The organism is Kitasatospora sp. NPDC088742, assembly GCF_055584905.1.
Map to the genome: position 1 here is coordinate 22,687 of NZ_JBVJLD010000025.1, position 18,676 is coordinate 41,362.

The following is an 18,676-nucleotide window of genomic DNA, read 5'->3' on the forward strand; positions in this document are numbered from 1 at the left end:
GGAGGGGCCGTCCCGCTTTGAGACGGGGGAGTACCTGATGGAGCAGCGGGAGGGGCCGGGCGGCTGCCTGACCGGGGTCGCCAAGGTGATCGCGCTGGTGGTCGTGGTGCCGGTGCGGTTCGTCTGGGAGCTGCTGGCGGTGCTGCTCGGCTGGATCGCCACCGCGCTGTACCGGGTGGTCGGTTGGCCGCTCGCCCGGCTCTGGGAGTACCTGCTCGCGCCGCTGCTGAAGTACCTGCTGGTCATCCCGCTGCGCTGGCTCTGGCAGCAGGTGCTGGCCCCGTCCGGCCGCCGGCTCTGGCGGTACCTGCTCGCTCCGCTCGGCCGGGCCCTCGCGGTGGTGGTCCGCTGGACCGTCAGGTACCTGATCGCGGTGCCGCTGGAGTACCTCTGGCGCTACCTGCTGCACCCGCTGCTGAAGTACCTGGTCGTCATACCGCTGACGTACCTGTGGCGTTGGGTGCTGCGGCCGGTCCTCGCCGTGCTGGCCTGGGCCTGGGGGATCGCCGGGCGGGTGTGGCGGTTCCTGGTGGTGCGGCCGTGCCGCTGGCTGCGCCGGGAGGTGTGGTGGCCGGTGAAGGCGGAGGTGGCCCGGGTGCTGCGGGAGGTCCGGCGGGCACTGCTGGGTTGAGCAGGCCGTAGGCTTGGGTATCGACAGAGTCCGGCCGGAGTCCACTTCCCGTGAGCGGCCGGCCCGACCCACTGACTAAGGACTGAGCGCCCTGGCACGCCGCACGCCCGACGGTCCGCCGCCCGCGCCGACGGTGCAGCGCATCCGTCTCCGCTACACCAAGCGCGGCCGACTGCGCTTCACCAGCCACCGTGACTTCCAGCGGGCGTTCGAGCGCGCGCTCCGCCGTTCGGCGGTCCCGATGGCCTATTCGGCGGGTTTCACCCCGCACCCGAAGGTCTCGTACGCCAACGCCGCCCCGACCGGGGTGGCCAGCGAGGCCGAGTACCTGGAGATCGGCCTCGCCGAGGCCCGCGACCCGGAGGCGCTGCGCGCGCAGCTCGACGAGTCGCTGCCGCCCGGCCTGGACGTGATCGACGCCGTCGAGGTCCGCACGCCGCACTTCGTGGAGCGGCTGGAGGCCTCCGAGTGGCAGGTCCGGCTGGACCAGGTCGCCGAGGAGGACGCGGCCCGCGCGATCGCCCTGTTCCTGGCCGAGGAGCGGGTGGAGGTCCAGCGCCTGACGAAGAACGGCGTCCGGGTCTTCGACGCGCGCGGCGCGGTGGCGGCGCTGGAGCTCCTTGCGCCGCAGGTGGGCACCGGTAACAACACCGGTACGGACGGTACGCCCGATGTTCGTACCGCCGGACCCTGTGCGATACTGCGGCTGGTAGTACGACACGCGACACCCGCCGTACGACCCGACGACGTTCTGTCCGGTCTCCGTGCGACGGCCGACCTCGCGCCGCCGGTCCCCGCTGAGGTGACCAGGCTGGCGCAGGGGCCGCTCGACGCAGAGACCGGCACGGTGACCGACCCGCTGGCGCTCGACCGCGTCGCGGCCCCGGCCGGCTAGAGGCCGCCGGGCCGCGCGCACCTGCGTCCGCCTGGCGGGAGGAGGGCAGGCCCGGCTTCCGGGCCTTGCCACTCCGGGCCGCCACGGCTCCCCAGGGGAGCGGGCGTCGACGCAGGCCAGCCCCTTGTGGCCCGCCACCCCCGATGGGTGGTGGCCCGAGGACCCCTCCGGCAGCCATCCGGGACGGGGGAACGGCCCAGGCCGGACAACCACAGAAGACTGGTCGGTACCAGAAGACTTTCGACACCCCGCACCGTGCGGGGCGCCGAGCGAGACTACGAGCCCCTGTGCGGCCTCGCGTCCGCACGGCGACGCCCAGGTGGTCGGGGCCGCGAACCCGCGGCCCGGCCGACCTGGCGACGTCGCGACGTGCCCGGATGCGGAGCCCGGGGGCCTGACGGGAGATCCACCCGCATGCTCGATAACGAGAACAGCGAACAGCAGGGCGCACCCGAGACCGACGCGGCCCCGCCGCGCCGCCGTCGCCGCGCCGTGTCCCGCCCGGCGGGCACCCCGCAGGGGGCCGCCGCCGAGACCGCCGAGACGGTGCTGCCGGCCGAGACCCACGAGGCCCCGGCCGAGGCGCCCGCCGCAGAGCAGGCCGAGCCGGCCGCCGAGGCCAAGCCGGTCCGGGCCCGCCGCACCCGCAAGCGCGCCGAGTCCCCGGCCGGAGCGCCGGAGACCACCCCCGTGGTCGCCGCCGAGCCGACCGTCGAGCCGGCCGCCGAGGCGCCCGCCGCCGAGCCGGTGGCCGAGGAGAAGCCCAAGGCCCGACGCACCCGCAAGCGCGCCGAGGCCAAGCCCGCCGCCGAGGCCCCCGCCGCCGAGCCGCTGACCGCCGAGGCCGTGGTCGCCGCCGTGCCGGCCGCCGAGGAGCCCGCGGCCGCCGAGCCGGTCGCCGAGGAGCCCGCCGCCCCGGCCCGCCGCTCCCGCCGCCGTCGCGTGGTCGAGGCCGCCCCGGTGGTCGAGGAGACCGTCGTGGAGCCGGTCGCCGAGGAGACCCCGGAGGAGGAGCCGGAGGCGGTCGAGGAGACCGTCGAGGCGCCCGCCGCCGCGGAGCCGGCCCCCGCCCCGGTGGTCGAGGACGCCGCCCCGCCGCGCGCCCGTCGCCGTGCGGTCCGTCCGTCCACCGCGATCTTCCAGGCCCCGGTCTTCCAGGAGCCGGCCCCGTTCACCGCCCCGGAGAAGCCGGCCGCCGCCGCCTTCACCGCCGCCCCGGTCGCCGCGCCGGCCCAGGCCGCCCCGGTCGCTCCGGCCGTCGTCAAGGCCCCGGCCGCCCCGGTCGCGGCCGCGACCGAGGAGGACGAGTTCGAGTACAGCGGCGTCGGCCGCCGCCGCCGTGACCGCCGTCCGGTCCGGGTGCAGACCCAGCCGCGCCGCGAGCAGTCGCGCCCCGAGCCCGCCCGCCGGGAGCCCGTCCGCCAGGAGCCGGTCCGTCCGGAGCCCGTGCAGGTCGAGGCCCCGGCCGAGGAGGAGCCCGTCGAGCTGACGGCGCCTCAGGAGCAGCAGCAGGAGGAGTGGGAGGACGACCGTCCGTCCCGCCGTCGCCGCCGCGGGGGCCGTCGCCGCCGCCGTGGCGAGGCCGAGGAGCCGGAGGCCACCGAGACGGCCGCCGTGGAGCCGGCCGCCGAGGAGGAGACCGACGCCGAGGACGAGGACGAGGACGACGACCTGGCCGGTGGCCTGGCCTCCTCGCGCCGCCGTCGGCGCCGTCGCCGTCGCAGCGGTGAGGCGGGCGCCGAGCCGGCCGCCGAGACCACCGAGGACGGCGTCCGCACCGTGGTCAAGGTGCGCGAGCCGCGCCGCCGCTCCGCCGAGCCCGCCTTCGACCCCGACGAGGTGCAGTCCATCAAGGGCTCCACCCGCCTGGAGGCGAAGAAGCAGCGCCGCCGCGAGGGCCGCGAGCTGGGCCGCCGCCGGGTGCCGATCATCACCGAGGCCGAGTTCCTGGCCCGCCGCGAGTCGGTCGAGCGGGTCATGGTGGTCCGTCAGAACGGCCAGCGCACCCAGATCGGCGTGCTCGAGGACGGCGTGCTGGTCGAGCACTACGTCAACAAGGAGCAGGCCACCTCGTACGTCGGCAACGTCTACCTGGGCAAGGTCCAGAACGTGCTGCCGTCGATGGAGGCCGCCTTCGTCGACATCGGCAAGGGCCGCAACGCGGTGCTCTACGCCGGTGAGGTCAACTTCGGCGCCATGGGCCACGGCGGCCCGCGCCGGATCGAGTCGGTGCTCAAGTCCGGCCAGTCCGTCCTGGTGCAGGTCTCCAAGGACCCGATCGGCCACAAGGGCGCCCGCCTGACCAGCCAGATCTCGCTGCCCGGCCGCTACCTGGTCTACGTGCCCGAGGGCTCGATGACCGGCATCTCCCGCAAGCTGCCGGAGAACGAGCGCGCCCGTCTCAAGCAGATCCTCAAGAAGATCGTCCCGGACGACGCGGGCGTGATCGTGCGCACCGCCGCCGAGGGCGCCAGCGAGGACGAGCTGACCCGCGACGTGCAGCGCCTCCAGGCACAGTGGGAGGAGATCCAGAAGAAGGCCGCCTCCGGCAACGCCCCGGCGCTGCTCTACGGCGAGCCGGACATGACCGTCCGGGTCGTCCGCGACATCTTCAACGAGGACTTCACCAAGGTCATCGTCTCCGGCTCCGAGGCCTGGAGCACCATCCACGAGTACGTCTCCAACGTGGCGCCCGACCTGACGGAGCGTCTGCAGCGCTGGACCTCCGACGTGGACGTGTTCGCGACCTACCGGATCGACGAGCAGCTGATGAAGGCGCTGGACCGCAAGGTCTGGCTGCCCAGCGGCGGTTCGCTGGTGATCGACCGCACCGAGGCGATGATCGTGGTCGACGTCAACACCGGCAAGTTCGTCGGCCAGGGCGGCAACCTCGAGGAGACCGTCACCCGGAACAACATCGAGGCGGCCGAGGAGATCGTCCGTCAGCTCCGGCTGCGCGACCTCGGCGGCATCATCGTGATCGACTTCATCGACATGGTGCTGGAGTCCAACCGCGACCTGGTGCTGCGCCGCCTGCTGGAGTGCCTGGGCCGGGACCGGACCAAGCACCAGGTGGCCGAGGTCACCTCGCTCGGCCTGGTGCAGATGACCCGCAAGCGGGTCGGCCAGGGCCTGCTGGAGTCCTTCTCCGAGCCCTGCGTGCACTGCAACGGGCGCGGCGTCATCGTGCACATGGAGCAGCCCACCTCCCAGGGTGGCGGCGGTGGCCCGGTCGGCACGGCCGGTGAGGCCGCCGCGGGCGGCTCCAAGCGCCGTCGCCGGGGCAAGGGCGGCGCCGCGGCCGAGGAGCCGCAGGCGGTCGGGACCCACGAGCACGACCACGAGCACGAGCACGACGACCTCGAAATCGTCTCCGGCGGCGAGCAGTTGGAGATCGCGGTCGAGGAGGAGCCGGTGATCGTGACGCTCCGCGAGGAGCCGCTGGTCACCCTCCGCGAGGAGCCCCTGGTGACCCTCCGCGAGGAGGAGCCGGTGGTCGTGGCCGCTCCGGTGGTCGACCTGGTGGAGATCCCGGCCGCTCCGGCCGCCCCGGCCGGGCGCACCCGGCGCCGTGCGGTCCGGAAGGCGACCGCTCCGGCGGGCGCCCCGGCCGGCGCGGAGATCGTGGTGCTGCAGGCCCGTGCCGAGGCCGCCATGGAGGCCGCGCTGACGGCCGCCGAGGCGCCCGTCGTCGAGGCCCCGGCCGAGCCGGTGGCGGAGCCCGTCGCCGAGGTCGTCGCCGAGGCGCCGGTCGAGGAGGCCCCCGCCGACGTCGTGACCGAGGAGGCTCCCGCCGCGGAGACCGCCGAGGCCCCGGCCGAGGAGGAGGCGCCCGCGCCGAAGAAGCGCGCGCCCCGCAAGACCGCCGCGAAGAAGACCACGGCTGCCAAGAAGACCACCACCGCAGCCGCGGCCAAGAAGACCACCGCCCGCAAGACCGCCACCAAGCGGACGAGCGCGGCGGCCAAGAAGGCCGCGGCCGCCGAGGGTGATTCGGCAGCCGAGTAAGCCCTGGTACCGGGGCGGTCGATCCGGCCGCCCCGGTGCCGGTAGGTGCCGGTTTGCCCAAGTGGTGGCCGGTCCGTATTCTTGACCCTCGGCGTGTCTACGCCACTGCTCCCGAGCACATCACCTCCTGGACTCCGGTCCGGGGGAGGCGCCTGTGTCCGTACCCAGGTGCTGGCATCGAGAGTTTCAGACCGAGTTAGAAATGGGGTACCGCATGTACGCGATCGTTCGCGCAGGCGGCCGCCAGCACAAGGTCGCCGTCGGCGACGTGCTGGAGATTGACCGTGTTGACGTCAAGCCGGGTGACTCGGTGGAGCTCTCGACCATCCTGGTCGTCGACGGTGACGCCGTCACCTCCGACCCGTGGGTCCTCGCCGGTGTGAAGGCTCACGCCGAGGTGGTCGACCACACCAAGGGTGAGAAGATCGTCATCCTTCGCTACAAGAACAAGACCGGTTACCGTCGCCGCCAGGGCCACCGTCAGCGGCACACCGCTGTGCGGATCACCAGCATCGACTCCGTCAGCAAGTAAGGGGATAGCGAGATATGGCACACAAGAAGGGCGCAAGCTCTACCCGCAACGGCCGTGACTCGAACGCCCAGCGCCTCGGCGTCAAGCGCTTCGGCGGCCAGGTCGTCAGCGCCGGCGAGATCATCGTCCGCCAGCGCGGCACCCACTTCCACCCGGGTGCGGGCGTCGGTCGCGGTGGCGACGACACCCTGTTCGCGCTGACCGCCGGTGCGGTCCAGTTCGGCAACCGTCGCGGCCGCAAGGTCGTCAACATCGTGGCCGTCGAGGCCTGAATCTGACATCACGTCGGATTCCATGGAGGGTGGACCGGAATTATCCGGTCCACCCTCCATGCTTTGAAGCAGACAACTGTTTTCCCCATAGCTGGAGGCACACCTCATGACCACCTTCGTGGACCGCGTCGAACTGCACGTCGCCGCGGGTAACGGAGGCCACGGCTGCGCCTCCGTTCACCGAGAGAAGTTCAAGCCGCTCGGCGGACCGGACGGCGGGAACGGCGGGGAGGGCGGCAGTGTCATCCTGACCGTCGACGCCCAGGTCACCACCCTGCTCGAGTACCACCACTCGCCCAAGCGCAAGGCGGCCAACGGCAAGCCCGGCGCGGGCGGTCACCGGACGGGTTCCACCGGCGGCGACCTCGAGCTGATGGTGCCGGACGGCACCGTGGTGATGGACCGCCAGGGGAACGTGCTGGCCGACCTGGTCGGTCACGGCACCAGCTTCGTCGCGGCGGCCGGCGGCCGCGGCGGCCTGGGGAACGCGGCCCTCGCCTCGTCCCGCCGCAAGGCGCCCGGGTTCGCGCTGCTCGGCGAGCCCGGCGAGGCCCGCGACATCGTGATGGAGCTCAAGTCCGTCGCCGACGTCGCCCTGGTCGGCTACCCGAGCGCGGGCAAGTCCTCGCTGATCGCGGTGCTCTCGGCGGCCCGCCCGAAGATCGCGGACTACCCCTTCACCACCCTGATCCCCAACCTCGGCGTGGTCACCGCCGGCGAGATGGTCTACACCGTCGCCGACGTGCCCGGCCTGATCCCCGGCGCCAGCCAGGGCCGCGGCCTGGGCCTGGAGTTCCTCCGCCACGTGGAGCGCTGCTCGGTCCTGGTGCACGTGCTGGACTGCGCCACCCTGGAGCCCGGCCGGGACCCGCTCACCGACCTGGAGACCATCGAGGAGGAGCTGGCCCAGTACGGCGGTCTGGAAGACCGTCCGCGCCTGGTCGCCCTCAACAAGATCGACGTCCCGGACGGCCAGGACATCGCCGACCTCACCCGGGCCTCCCTGGAGGAGCGCGGCTACCGCGTCTTCGAGGTCTCCGCCGCCTCCCGCAAGGGCCTGCGCGAGCTGAACTTCGCGATGGCGCAGATCGTCGGCGAGGCCCGGGCGGCCAAGCCGGTCGAGGAGGCCACCCGGATCGTCATCCGCCCGACCGCGGTGGACGACGCCGGCTTCACCGTCGAGGAGGAGGACGGCGCCTACCGGGTGCGCGGCATCAAGCCCGAGCGCTGGGTCCGCCAGACCGACTTCTCCAACGACGAGGCCGTCGGCTACCTGGCGGACCGGCTGGCCCGCCTCGGTGTCGAGGACAAGCTCTGGAAGGTCGGCGCCCAGGAGGGTGACACCGTCATCATCGGGGCCGAGGAGAACGCCGTGGTCTTCGACTGGGAGCCCACCATGGCCGCCGGCGCCGAGATGCTCGGCCGCCGCGGCGAGGACCACCGCCTGGACAGCCCGCGTCCGGCCGTGGACCGCCGCCGGGCCAAGCTCAAGGGCCGCGACGAGGCGGAGGAGGAGTACCTCGCCTTCGAGGCGCTCTCCAGCAACCGCCCGGAGCTGGACTCCGACGAGGACTGACAGTCCGTCAGGCCCCCGCACGCGTGTGTCCCACAGGGTGACATCGCGTGCGGGGGCCTTCGCGTGATCGCGTAGATTACGCTCCGTCGAACCACGTGCGGAGGGCAGTCAGATGACGGACCGGACACTGCGTCAGGAAGTGCTCACCGCACGCAGGATCGTCGTCAAGGTCGGCTCCTCCTCGCTCACCACCGCGGCCGGCGGCCTGGACGCCGACCGGGTGGACGCCCTGGTGGACGCCCTCGCCACGGTCCGCACCCGGCCCGACGCCCCCGAGATCGTGCTGGTCTCCTCCGGCGCCATCGCGGCCGGACTGGCCCCGCTCGGCCTGGAGAAGCGCCCCCGGGACCTGGCTCGCCAGCAGGCCGCCGCCAGCGTCGGCCAGGGCCTGCTGGTGGCCCGCTACACCGCCTCCTTCGCCCGCTACGGCCTGCGGGTCGGCCAGGTGCTGCTGACCGCCGAGGACGCCAGCCGCCGGGCCCACTACCGCAACGCCTACCGCACCCTCGACCAGCTGCTGGCGATGGGCGCGATGCCGATCGTCAACGAGAACGACACCGTCGCCACCGCCGAGATCAAGTTCGGCGACAACGACCGCCTGGCCGCCCTGGTCGCCCACCTGGTCCGGGCCGACCTGCTGGTCCTGCTCTCCGACGTGGACGGCCTCTACGACGGCGACCCCAGCAAGCCCGGCACCAGCCGGATCGAGCAGGTGGCCGGCCCCGAGGACCTGGCCGGCATCGAGATCGGCAGCGCCGGCAAGGCCGGCGTCGGCACCGGCGGCATGGTCACCAAGGTCGAGGCCGCCCGGATCGCCACCGGGGCCGGCATCCCGGTCGTCCTCACCGCCGCCCGGCACGCCGCCGACGCCCTGGCGGGCCGTCAGACCGGCACCCTCTTCCTGCGCACCGGCAGCCGCTCCGCCGACCGCCTGCTCTGGCTGGAACACGCCTCCACCCCGCGCGGCGCCCTCCAGCTCGACCCCGGCGCCGTCGCGGCCGTGGTCTCCGGCGGCAAGTCCCTGCTGCCCGCCGGCGTCACCCGGGTGGACGGGGAGTTCTCGGCGGGTGATCCGGTGGACCTTCTTGGCGAAAACGGCCACATCGTGGCCCGTGGACTGGTCAACTTTGATGCGAGGGAGTTGCCCCGTCTCCTCGGCCGGTCCACCAAGGAGCTGGCCCAGGAGCTCGGTGCCGCGTACGAACGCGAGGTCGTCCACCGGGACGACCTGGTCATCCTGCGTGGCTGACGGGCCGTGCCCGGGGGCCGCAGCGGCGGCCGTGACACGACGTCGCCGAACAGGAGGCCGCCGGTGGGACGGAGACTGACCAGCATCGACGGCGGGGCCGGGGAGAGCGGCGAGACCGCACGGGTGGCCGAGCAACGCTCGCCCGTACGCCGCCTGCGGCCCGGCACGGACGGGCGCACCGAGGAGCCGGAGCCGCCCGAGGCCCGGCTCTGGCACATCGTGCTCAGCGTCGCCGGACAGGTCACCCCGCTCGGCGAACTCCGCGCCGGGCTGGAGAAGCTGGCCCACGACCACTCCTTCTTCCTGACGGCCCGCTACGCGGCCGACCACGCGGAGATCCGCTACTGGGAGCAGGCCCGCGACCTCCACGACGCCGCCGCCATCGCCCTCCGCCTCTGGGGCGAGCACAAGAGCACCGCCAACCTCCCGCCCTGGGAGATCGTCGGCCTCGAAGTCATCGACCGCCCCACCTACCACAAACGCATCGCCGAGGGCTTCGGCGGCCCACCCCCCAACCTCGGCGGCGTCCACCCCTGGTGAGCGCGCCTGGGCCCGGCAGGGCGGCGACCCAGGGGCGCGGGGAACTGCGCGCAGGGGAACGGCAGCACGTGCAACCGGCTGACGTGCCCTCAGTTGCAGGTGAGCGGCCTTCCGATTCGCGCAGTTCCTCGCGCCCCTGAAGGCGTAGCCACTTTCCGTCTCACGGCTCGAAAGGCGGGTGGGCCGGGAGGCCGTAGTCGCTACCCTTGCCGCATGACCAGCGACCTCGCCACCAGCCCCGTCCTCGCCGTCGCGCGCCGTGCACGTGAGGCGGCCGCCGTCCTCGCCCCACTGCCGCGCCGCGCCAAGGACGCCGCGCTGCTGGCGATCGCCGAAGCCCTGACCGCCCGCAGTGCCGAGATCACCGCCGCCAACGCGGAGGACGTGGCCCGGGCCCGGGAGGCCGGCACCGCCGAGTCCGTGATCGACCGCCTGACCCTCACCGACGAGCGGATCGCCGCCATCGCCGCCGACGTGCGCAGCGTGGTGGGCCTGCCGGACCCGGTCGGCGAGGTGGTCCGCGGCTACACCCTCCCGAACGGTCTGGACGTCCGTCAGGTCCGCGTCCCGCTGGGCGTGGTGGGCATCATCTACGAGGCCCGCCCGAACGTCACCGTGGACGCCGCCGCCCTCTGCCTGAAGTCCGGCAACGCCGTGCTGCTCCGCGGCTCGGCCTCCGCCTACCGCTCCAACACGGCCCTGGTCGACGTCCTCCGGGACGCCGTCGAGTCGGCCGGCCTGCCCGCCGACGTGATCCAGCTCGTGCCCGGCGAGAGCCGGGACTCGGTGCAGGAGCTGATGCGGGCCCGCGGTCTGGTGGACGTGCTGATCCCGCGCGGCGGCGCCTCCCTGATCCGCACCGTGGTGGAGGGCTCCACCGTCCCGGTGATCGAGACCGGCACCGGCAACTGCCACGTCTACGTGGACGCCGAGACCGACCTGGCGATGGCGGTCGGCATCCTGCTCAACTCCAAGACCCAGCGGGTCAGCGTCTGCAACACCGCCGAGACCCTGCTGGTCCACCGCGACGTGGCGGACGTCTTCCTCCCGCTCGCGCTCACCGCCCTCGCCGAGGCGGGCGTCACCGTGCACGGCGACGACGCGGTGCTGAAGGCCGCCGAGGGCACCTCGGTGACGGCCGTGCCGGCCACCGAGGAGGACTGGGAGACGGAGTACCTCTCCTACGACATCGCGGCGGCCGTGGTGGATTCGCTGGACGCGGCGGTGGCGCACATCCGGCGCTGGTCCTCCGGCCACACCGAGGCGATCGTGACCACCTCGCAGGCGGCGGCGCGCCGGTTCACCCAGCTGGTGGACTCCACCACGGTGGCGGTCAACGCGTCGACCCGGTTCACCGACGGGGGTGAGTTCGGTTTCGGCGCCGAGATCGGCATCTCGACCCAGAAGCTGCACGCGCGCGGCCCGATGGGGCTGCCGGAGCTGACCTCGACCAAGTACGTCGTCACCGGTGACGGGCACGTCCGGGGCGAGGCTACGCCGACCGTGGGCGGTTCCAACGGCTGACGCGGGGTCACGGACGGCCGCCGCCATGGCCGTCCGTGACGTCCGAACTGCGAATAGCCACAGACAAAACCCCCGGCCGGTAATACATTGAATCCATGGCCGAGAACCAGGGGGGCTCGCCGTTCCCGGACGGCGCCGACCACGGCGGAGCGGACGAGGAGTTCGCCACCGTGGTCCTTGACGAGGCATTCATCCGGTCCGCCGCCGTGCGCGAGCCGAGCGCCGAGGAGCGGCAGCTCGCCGCCGCCGAGGCCAGGTTCGAGCCCGAGACGCTGACCTTGGGGCGCGGCCCTGAGCTGCCGGAGGCCGGCGGGCTCCCGCTGGAGCTCCGGCCGCACCCGGCCGGCCTGGACGACGACCGGCGCTACTGGGATCCGTGGGCGCCCCCCGGGCGCCCCGCCCGCCGCTCCCGCTGGCGGTCCGACGGCTTCGACCCGGGCCGGGCCGGGGCCGCCCGCTCGGTGGCCCAGCAGCGCTGGCACCGGCCGATCGCCTGGGTGCTCGCGGTGGTGATGGGCGTCAGCGTGGTGGCCGTCGCGGTGGCCGCGATCTACCGGGGCACCGGCGGGGTGGAGGCCCCGGCGGGCCGTCCGGAGACGGGCACCAGCAGCCCGTCGGACGTCCCCGCGCCGGCCCCGCCGAGAGCGGTCTCGCTGACCGGCTGACGGTCCGGGCCCCCGTTCCCACCCGCCGGCGCGAAGAAGTTGCGCACGGCCTCTCGTGGCGCGCGAAGGCCCGCTCTACCCTTGAATCATGGGTGACCCGCTCGAACCTCCGGAGGGTACGCCCGACGGTGGCTCAGGTAACGAGGACGAGTACCGGTCCGTCGTCTTCGACGAATCGTTCGTCCGGGCTGCCCGGATCCAGGAGCTCTCGGCCCGGGAGCGGCTGGGGGGCGGGTACGGGCGGTCGGCGGTCCGCCGACGGGGGCTGCTGGGCAGCCTCCCCCGGCAGGCGATGGCCCTGATGCTGGTGATCGTGGTGGCCTTCGCGGCCGCGGTCTACTTCGGACTCTCCACCCCGCAGCCCCGCGCCACCCAGCCGACCGGGAACCAACTGACCATCAGCCTGGTGGCCCTGGTGCCGAGTTCGGACGTCTCCCCGGTGGCGGACCGGCAGGACCCGTTCGCCGGCCTGCCCGACTCCTACCGGGACGGCCCGGCCGGGGTGGCCGCCCCCGGCGGCTCGGCCACCGCGCACTTCACCAAGTCCGAGGTCTCCCGGGCGCTGGCCACGGTGGAGAAGTACCTGACCGTCTCGGCCCTCGACCCGGCGGTGCTGACCGGCCGCGGCGGCACCGAGGCGGTCCGCCGTCTGCTCACCCCGGGGGAGCAGGACCAGTTCGACCAGAGCCTGGCCACTCCCAGCGACGACCAGCACCACGCCGCGACCGGCTGGCTGGTCCGCTTCGACCCGGCCGACGTGACGCTGGCCACCGAGACGGTCAAGGCGGTCGGCGCGATGCGGGTGGACGAGGCGGACGCCGGGACGCTGGAGATCGGCACCGACCACACCTTCGTCTACGCGCTGCGGGCGGCCGGCCAGCCGACCGGCCCGGTCACCCTGCACACCGTCCGCCGGGCGCTCCGCTTCGAGCTGGACCGGGCCGACCTGGCGGCCTCCCGGGTCCGGGTGGTGGACTCGGTGCTCCAGGCCGGGCCGACCGCCTGCGGCAGCCGGCTGGCCGCCGGCCTCCAGCCGCTGCTCGCCGGCTCCGCGCCGCCCCCGGCGACCGACCCGGGCGACCACGCCCGGCCGGCCTGGACGCTCTGCACCCCGCTCAAGCAGTGACGGGCCCGGGGCCGCCGGCCCCGGGCCCCGGTGCTCACTCCTCGCCGGAGCGCTCCGCGCCGCTGGAGGCGGTGGGCTTGCCGGTGAAGGTGTCCCGCAGCTTGCCGCCCACCGTGCCGACCCCGCCGGCCACGTCCCGCAGCAGCCCCATCAGCGGGTCCTTGCTCTCCTTGACCGACTTGGAGTACGACTCGGCGGCGGCCTTCCACTGCTCGCCGACCGAGGCCTCCTGGTCGTCGGCCCGGCGCGGGTAGGCCCCGGCCAGGATCGAGCGGTACTCCTCGCTCTCCGACCACTTCTTCAGCTGGGCCACCCGCACCACCGCGAAGGGGTGGGTCTGCGGCAGCACCTGGAGCAGCTTGATGACGCCGTCCCGCAGGTCGCCGGCCTTCTCGTACTCCTCGGCCTGCTCCAGGAAGGCGTCCACGTTCATCTCGCCGAGGTGGTGGCCGCCGGCCAGCTTCATCAGGCCGCGCATCGAGGCCTGGAGGTCCTGACCCGCCAGCAGACCGGCCCGGTCGCAGGAGAGTTCGGCCTTGCGGAACCACTCCTTGAGCGCGGTGATCACGGCGGTGATCGCGAGGTTCCCGAGAGGGAGCCAGGCGATCCGGGTGGCGATGTTGGTGAGGATCAGCAGCATGGTCCGGTAGACCGCGTGGCCGGACATCGCGTGCCCGACCTCGTGGCCGATCACGGCCCGCAGCTCCTCGGCGTCGAGCAGCTCGACCAGGCCGGTGGTGAGCACGATGATCGGGGTGTCCATCCCGATGCACATCGCGTTGACCGTCGGGTCCTGGGTCACGTACAGGTCCGGCACCTTGTCCAGGTCCAGGACGTAGGCCGCGTCCCGCACCATCGCGTGCAGCTCGGGGAACTGACGCTCCGAGGTCTTCACGGCGGTGGCCAGGAACATCAGCCGGACGCTGCGCTCGGAGACCAGCCCGGCCAGCTTCTTCAGCACGTCGTCGAAGCCGGTGAGCCTGCGCAGCGCGACCAGCGCGGACCGGTCGGCCGGGTGCTCCCAGGCGCGGGTGGAGATCCCGGGGAAGCGCTCGCGGCGGCGGTCCGGCGTGCTGTCCTTGGTCATGTCGGTCATCTGCTGAGTACCTCCTGGGTCGTCGCCGGCACCGGCTCTCGCCCGGCCCCCGCTTGCTCTCGGTCCAACGTCCGTCTGCGTGTACTCGTCCCCGTCGTCCACCCTACGTCCGGCCCGGCGTCCGCCCTCCGGTGTGAGCGGGTCTACCCTGAGGGTCGAGCCGACCGGACCGAGGAGAGACCCCCGATGAACGCCGCCGCCCTTGCCCAGCTGGCCGGGCCGATCTCGAACGAGTCGGGCCCGGGCCTGTTCCTGCGCATCATCCTGGTGACCAGCGTGGTCGGCGTCGGCCTGATCGGCTGGGCGATCGCCCGGGCCAACCGGAACAACTGACGCCCCGTCGTCAGCCCGGCCGCACACCTCCTACCGGAGGGTCAGACGCGGTGGGGCGGCGCGCGGTTGCGCGGAGGCGCCCCGTACGATGAGCCGGTGGGCCGGCCCGGCCCGCGCACTGGCCCCCTCACCGAGTCGAGAAGGTCCTGCCGACCATGAGCCACATCGCACTGCCCCTCCTGACCCAGCTGGCCGAAGGCGGCAGCGAGGGCGGCAACCACGAGAGCCTGAGCCCGTACCTCACCGGTGGCGCGGGCCTGTTCATCCTGCTCCTCCTCCTCTACATCACCACCCGCTTCAACCGCGACCGCTGAGCAGCGGCAGCGCGTACCGCGCGGCCGGGCGGGCTTGCCCGGCCGCGACGGGCTTCGCGTAAGGTGTGGCGGCATGGGACAGCAGGCCAACGCCGCCGGTGAGCGGGCACGCAAGCGCCTCGGCGTGATGGGCGGCACCTTCGACCCGATCCACCACGGGCACCTGGTCGCCGCGAGCGAGGTGGCGAGCGCCTTCCACCTCGACGAGGTGATCTTCGTGCCGACCGGGCAGCCGTGGCAGAAGAGCGACCGGCTGGTCACACCGGCCGAGGACCGCTACCTGATGACGGTCATCGCCACCGCCGAGAACCCGCAGTTCTCGGTGAGCCGGATCGACATCGACCGCGAGGGCCCCACCTACACCGTGGACACCCTGCGCGACCTGCGGGCCCTGCACCCGGACGCGGACCTGTTCTTCATCACCGGAGCCGACGCGCTGGCCCAGATCATCTCCTGGCGCCACTCCGACGAGCTGTTCGAGCTCGCCCACTTCATCGGCTGCACCCGCCCCGGCCACATACTCTCCGACGCCGGCCTGCCGGCCGGTGGCGTCTCCCTGGTCGAGGTGCCCGCGCTGGCCATCTCCTCCACCGACTGCCGGGTCCGGGTCGCCAAGGGCGCACCGGTCTGGTACCTCGTACCGGACGGTGTCGTCCGGTACATCCACAAGCGGGAGCTGTACGCGCGAGGGGGTACGGCGTGACGGGTGATCAGCAGGGCGGCGGGCAGCAGGAGTGGTACCCGCAGGACCCGTACCAGCAGCCGCCGCAGCCGCAGGTCTACTACGACGCCTACGGTCAGCCGCAGTACGTCCAGCCGGAGCAGCAGCAGGCGTACGTCCAGGACCCGTACCAGCAGCAGTACTACCAGCAGCCCCAACAGCCGCAGCAGCCCCAGTACTACGACAACTACGGGCAGCAGCAGGCGTACGTCCAGGACCCGTACCAGCAGCAGCAGCAGTACTACCAGCAGCCGCAGCAGCAGCCGCAGCCGCCCGCGCCCCCCGTCCAGCCGGTGGCCCCGCAGCCGCCCGTGGAGCCGCAGCGGCCCGAGCCGGTGGCCCCCGCGCCCCGGCCGGCCCCGGCCGCCCGGCCCGCCGCCGCGCCCAAGCCCGCCACCGCGCCCCAGGCCGACCGGGACTACCCGACCGGTGAGTTCACCTTCGTGGACGAGGAGGTGGACCAGGCCGAGGACGTCATCGACTGGCTGAAGTTCGCCGAGTCCCGCACCGAGCGCCGGGACGAGCGCCGCCGCAAGCTGCGCACCCGGGCGATCGGCGCCCTGCTGGTGCTGGCCCTGGCCGGCGGCGGTACGGCCGGCTACCTCTGGTGGAAGGGCGACCTCGGCGGCTCCAACGCCGCGGCCAAGGCGGCCGGCGGCCGGACCGTGAACGTGCTCCACCTGAAGGACCGTCAGGGCAGGGTCTCCACCGCCCTGTTGGTCAACGACCAGTCCGGCCAGAAGGCCGGCGTCCTGCTGTTGCCGGACGTCCTCAAGCTGCCCAGCACCGGCGACTCCGCCACCGAGTCGCTCGGCAGGTCGATGGACGCGCTCGGCGCGGCCGCCACCCGGGAGGGCCTGGCCACCGTGCTGGGCGCCCCGGTCGCCGGGACGTGGCGGCTGGACACCCCGTACCTGGACCGGATGGTGGCCCAGCTCGGCTCCATCAAGGTGGACACCAACGCCGCGGTGAAGGACGCCACCGGCAAGGAGCTGGCGCCGGCCGGGAAGAACGTCACGCTGAGCGGCCCGGCCGCCGTCGCGTACGCCACCTACCAGGCGCCCGGCGAGGCCACCGAGGCCCAGCTGGCCCGCTTCGGCCAGGTGATGGACGCGGTGCTGAAGCTCATGCCGACCGATCTGAAGGAGGCCCAGGACACCGTCCGCCGGGTCGGTTCGGTGCTCGACCCCTCGCTGCCCGAGGCCGCGCTCGGAGCGGTGCTGGCCCAGCTGGCCCAGCTCGACCAGGGCGGCAAGCTGACCGTCTCGACCCTCAAGGTGCAGCCCGACGGGACCCTGGACGAGGCCGCCGCCGGCGCCCAGGTGAAGGAGGTGCTGGGCGGCACGGTCAGCAAGGCCAAGGCGGCCAACGCCACCACCCGGGTCAGCATCCTGAACGCCAGCGGCAGCGACGACGCCGCCACCACCGCCGCGATCCAGGTCACCAACGGCGGCCTCGAGGTGCTGCCGACCGGGGCCAAGGCACCGGTCCAGCCGGCCAGCGAGATCCGCTACACCGACGACGCCAAGCAGGCCGCCGCCAAGTCGCTGGCCACCGCGCTGGGGATCAAGGAGGAGGCGGTGAAGAAGGTCACCGGCACCCAGAACGCCGACGTGGTGGTCGTGCTCGGCAAGGACTTCACGGCCCCCAAGCAGTAGCGGCCGAGGCCGCCCGGCTCCGCCCCCGGTTTATCCAGCCGGGAGCGGAGCCGGTTCGTGAGATCCTGGAAGGCGAATCCCAGACAGCCGACCGGAAGTACAACGTGACTGCCACCGAGCACAGCCAGAACCTGATCAACGTCGCCGCCCAGGCGGCCGCCGACAAGCTGGCCCACGACATCATCGCCTTCGACGTCAGCGAGGTGCTGTCGATCACCGACGCCTTCGTGATCGCCTCGGCCGCCAACGACCGCCAGGTGAAGTCCATCGCCGAGGAGATCGAGGACCAGCTGCGCGAGCAGCTGGACATCAAGCCGGTCCGCCGCGAGGGCGAGCGCGAGGGCCGCTGGATCCTGCTGGACTACCTGGACATCGTGGTGCACGTCCAGCACTCCGAGGAGCGCTCCTTCTACTCGCTGGACCGCCTCTGGAAGGACTGCCCCGAGCTGCCGATCCCGGCCGACGCGCTGGCCACCCGGAACCGTCCCGAGAGCGTGCTGACCGACGCGCTCGGCAACGCCACCGGCGAGTCCGAGGACGGCGCCCCCGAGGCCGGCGCCCCCGAGGACGAGAGCTGAGCGGCAAGGCGCGGGGCCCGCGCATCGTCTTCTGGCGGCACGGCCAGACCTCCTGGAACCTCGAGAACCGCTTCCAGGGCAGCACCGACATCGAGCTGACCGACCAGGGCGTCTTCCAGGCCCAGCGGGCGGCCAGGCTGCTCTCCGGTCTCAAGCCCGACCTGCTGATCTCCTCCGACCTGAAGCGGGCCCGGCGCACCGCCGCCGAGCTGGCCAAGGTCACCGGCCTGACGGTGGACCACCACGAGGGCCTGCGCGAGACCTACGCGGGCGAGTGGCAGGGTCTGACGAACAGTGAGATCCAGGCGCGCTTCCCGGAGGAGTACCAGGCCTGGGCGATGGGCGAGCCGGTCCGCCGCGGCGGCGGCGAGCTGAGCACCGAGGTGGCCGACCGGTCCGTCCCGGTGGTGCTGGCCGCGGTGGAGAAGCTGCCCGAGGACGGCACCCTGGTGGTGGTCAGCCACGGCGGCACCATCCGCACCATGCTCGGGCGCCTGCTCGACCTGGAGCCGGCCCAGTGGGAGCGGTTCGGCGGGCTCTCCAACTGCTGCTGGTCGGTGCTCGGCCCCGGCGTGCGCGGTTGGCGCCTGCTGGAGCACAACGCGGGCACGCTGCCGCAGCCGGTCATCGGCGACGAGACCTGAGGCAGCGGTCGAGGCGGGGGCCCCGGACCGGGCCGGATTTCGCAGTTCCGGCCCTGACCAGCTAGAGTCTTCCTCGTTCGCAGGAAAGAACGCCGACCGAAAGGCAGGCGGGAGGTCCTCCGAGTGCGGGGCTGTAGCTCAGTTGGTAGAGCGCTTGCATGGCATGCAAGAGGTCCGGGGTTCAATTCCCCGTAGCTCCACTCCGCTTCGACGGGCCGTCAGGTCCGTGGGCACGCGGGGCTGTAGCTCAGTTGGTAGAGCGCTTGCATGGCATGCAAGAGGTCCGGAGTTCAATTCTCCGTAGCTCCACAAAC

At 73.2% G+C, this 18,676-nt stretch carries 17 protein-coding genes, 2 tRNA genes and 1 pseudogene; 19 read left to right on the forward strand and 1 reads right to left on the reverse strand.

The features are described from left to right. The 11 genes and pseudogenes from ACZ6ZR_RS20330 to ACZ6ZR_RS20380 all read left to right on the forward strand — a co-directional run. A pseudogene (locus tag ACZ6ZR_RS20330) lies at positions 1–631 on the forward strand (hypothetical protein); the annotation flags it as partial. 133 nt (positions 632–764) lie between these two features. Next, positions 765–1,526: a TIGR03936 family radical SAM-associated protein gene (locus ACZ6ZR_RS20335; RefSeq protein WP_465644174.1), complete on the forward strand. Its 762-nt coding sequence runs from the start codon at positions 765–767 to the stop codon at positions 1,524–1,526. 414 nt (positions 1,527–1,940) lie between these two features. Beyond that, positions 1,941–5,534: an Rne/Rng family ribonuclease gene (locus tag ACZ6ZR_RS20340; RefSeq protein WP_465644175.1), complete on the forward strand. Its 3,594-nt coding sequence runs from the start codon at positions 1,941–1,943 to the stop codon at positions 5,532–5,534. A gap of 214 nt (positions 5,535–5,748) precedes the next feature. Beyond that, a complete protein-coding gene (gene rplU / locus ACZ6ZR_RS20345) occupies positions 5,749–6,066 on the forward strand; it encodes a 50S ribosomal protein L21 (protein ID WP_465644177.1) in 318 nt (105 codons plus the stop codon). 14 nt (positions 6,067–6,080) lie between these two features. Beyond that, positions 6,081–6,338: a 50S ribosomal protein L27 gene (gene rpmA / locus ACZ6ZR_RS20350; protein ID WP_030233756.1), complete on the forward strand. Its 258-nt coding sequence runs from the start codon at positions 6,081–6,083 to the stop codon at positions 6,336–6,338. A gap of 106 nt (positions 6,339–6,444) precedes the next feature. Further along, complete coding sequence (gene obgE, locus ACZ6ZR_RS20355; RefSeq protein ID WP_465644178.1) at positions 6,445–7,914, forward strand: GTPase ObgE; 1,470 nt, start codon at positions 6,445–6,447, stop codon at positions 7,912–7,914. Positions 7,915–8,026: 112 nt separating this feature from the next. Continuing rightward, positions 8,027–9,163: a glutamate 5-kinase gene (gene proB / locus ACZ6ZR_RS20360; protein ID WP_465644180.1), complete on the forward strand. Its 1,137-nt coding sequence runs from the start codon at positions 8,027–8,029 to the stop codon at positions 9,161–9,163. Between the two features lie 63 nt (positions 9,164–9,226). Next, positions 9,227–9,703: a hypothetical protein gene (locus ACZ6ZR_RS20365; RefSeq protein ID WP_465644182.1), complete on the forward strand. Its 477-nt coding sequence runs from the start codon at positions 9,227–9,229 to the stop codon at positions 9,701–9,703. Between the two features lie 213 nt (positions 9,704–9,916). Beyond that, positions 9,917–11,227 carry a glutamate-5-semialdehyde dehydrogenase gene (locus ACZ6ZR_RS20370; protein ID WP_465644183.1) on the forward strand — a complete coding sequence of 437 codons (1,311 nt, stop codon included), beginning with the start codon at positions 9,917–9,919 and terminating at the stop codon, positions 11,225–11,227. Positions 11,228–11,322: 95 nt separating this feature from the next. Further along, positions 11,323–11,892, forward strand: a complete 570-nt coding sequence (locus tag ACZ6ZR_RS20375) for an SCO2584 family spore wall biosynthesis protein (protein ID WP_465644185.1) — start codon at positions 11,323–11,325, stop codon at positions 11,890–11,892. Positions 11,893–11,980: 88 nt separating this feature from the next. Then, a complete protein-coding gene (locus ACZ6ZR_RS20380) occupies positions 11,981–13,018 on the forward strand; it encodes an SCO2583 family membrane protein (RefSeq protein ID WP_465644186.1) in 1,038 nt (345 codons plus the stop codon). A 34-nt stretch (positions 13,019–13,052) separates the two neighbouring features. On the opposite strand, the gene ACZ6ZR_RS20385 is transcribed toward ACZ6ZR_RS20380, so the two are convergent. Then, positions 13,053–14,114, reverse strand: a complete 1,062-nt coding sequence (locus tag ACZ6ZR_RS20385) for a M48 family metallopeptidase (RefSeq protein WP_465644188.1) — start codon at positions 14,112–14,114, stop codon at positions 13,053–13,055. 186 nt (positions 14,115–14,300) lie between these two features. On the opposite strand from ACZ6ZR_RS20385, the gene ACZ6ZR_RS20390 reads away from it, so the two are divergent. From ACZ6ZR_RS20390 to ACZ6ZR_RS20425, 8 genes are all read left to right on the forward strand, one after another. Further along, entirely contained in the window at positions 14,301–14,447 is a 147-nt protein-coding gene (locus ACZ6ZR_RS20390; RefSeq protein ID WP_465644190.1) for a hypothetical protein, read from the forward strand. Between the two features lie 155 nt (positions 14,448–14,602). Continuing rightward, complete coding sequence (locus ACZ6ZR_RS20395) at positions 14,603–14,761, forward strand: hypothetical protein (RefSeq protein ID WP_345282399.1); 159 nt, start codon at positions 14,603–14,605, stop codon at positions 14,759–14,761. A 73-nt stretch (positions 14,762–14,834) separates the two neighbouring features. After that, entirely contained in the window at positions 14,835–15,464 is a 630-nt protein-coding gene (gene nadD / locus ACZ6ZR_RS20400; RefSeq protein WP_465644192.1) for a nicotinate-nucleotide adenylyltransferase, read from the forward strand. Further along, positions 15,461–17,140, forward strand: a complete 1,680-nt coding sequence (locus tag ACZ6ZR_RS20405) for a LytR C-terminal domain-containing protein (protein WP_465644194.1) — start codon at positions 15,461–15,463, stop codon at positions 17,138–17,140. The genes nadD and ACZ6ZR_RS20405 overlap by 4 nt, the downstream gene beginning before the upstream one ends. Positions 17,141–17,244: 104 nt before the next feature. Continuing rightward, positions 17,245–17,718, forward strand: a complete 474-nt coding sequence (gene rsfS / locus ACZ6ZR_RS20410; protein WP_465644196.1) for a ribosome silencing factor — start codon at positions 17,245–17,247, stop codon at positions 17,716–17,718. After that, the gene (locus ACZ6ZR_RS20415; protein WP_465644287.1) at positions 17,715–18,362 is read left to right on the forward strand and encodes a histidine phosphatase family protein; all 648 of its coding nucleotides are present in this window, start codon (positions 17,715–17,717) and stop codon (positions 18,360–18,362) included. Before rsfS ends, ACZ6ZR_RS20415 begins: the two co-directional genes overlap by 4 nt. A gap of 127 nt (positions 18,363–18,489) precedes the next feature. Next, positions 18,490–18,562: transfer RNA gene (locus ACZ6ZR_RS20420), tRNA-Ala, on the forward strand. Positions 18,563–18,598: 36 nt separating this feature from the next. Next, positions 18,599–18,671 (forward strand) — tRNA-Ala (locus ACZ6ZR_RS20425). Positions 18,672–18,676: the final 5 nt, after the last annotated feature.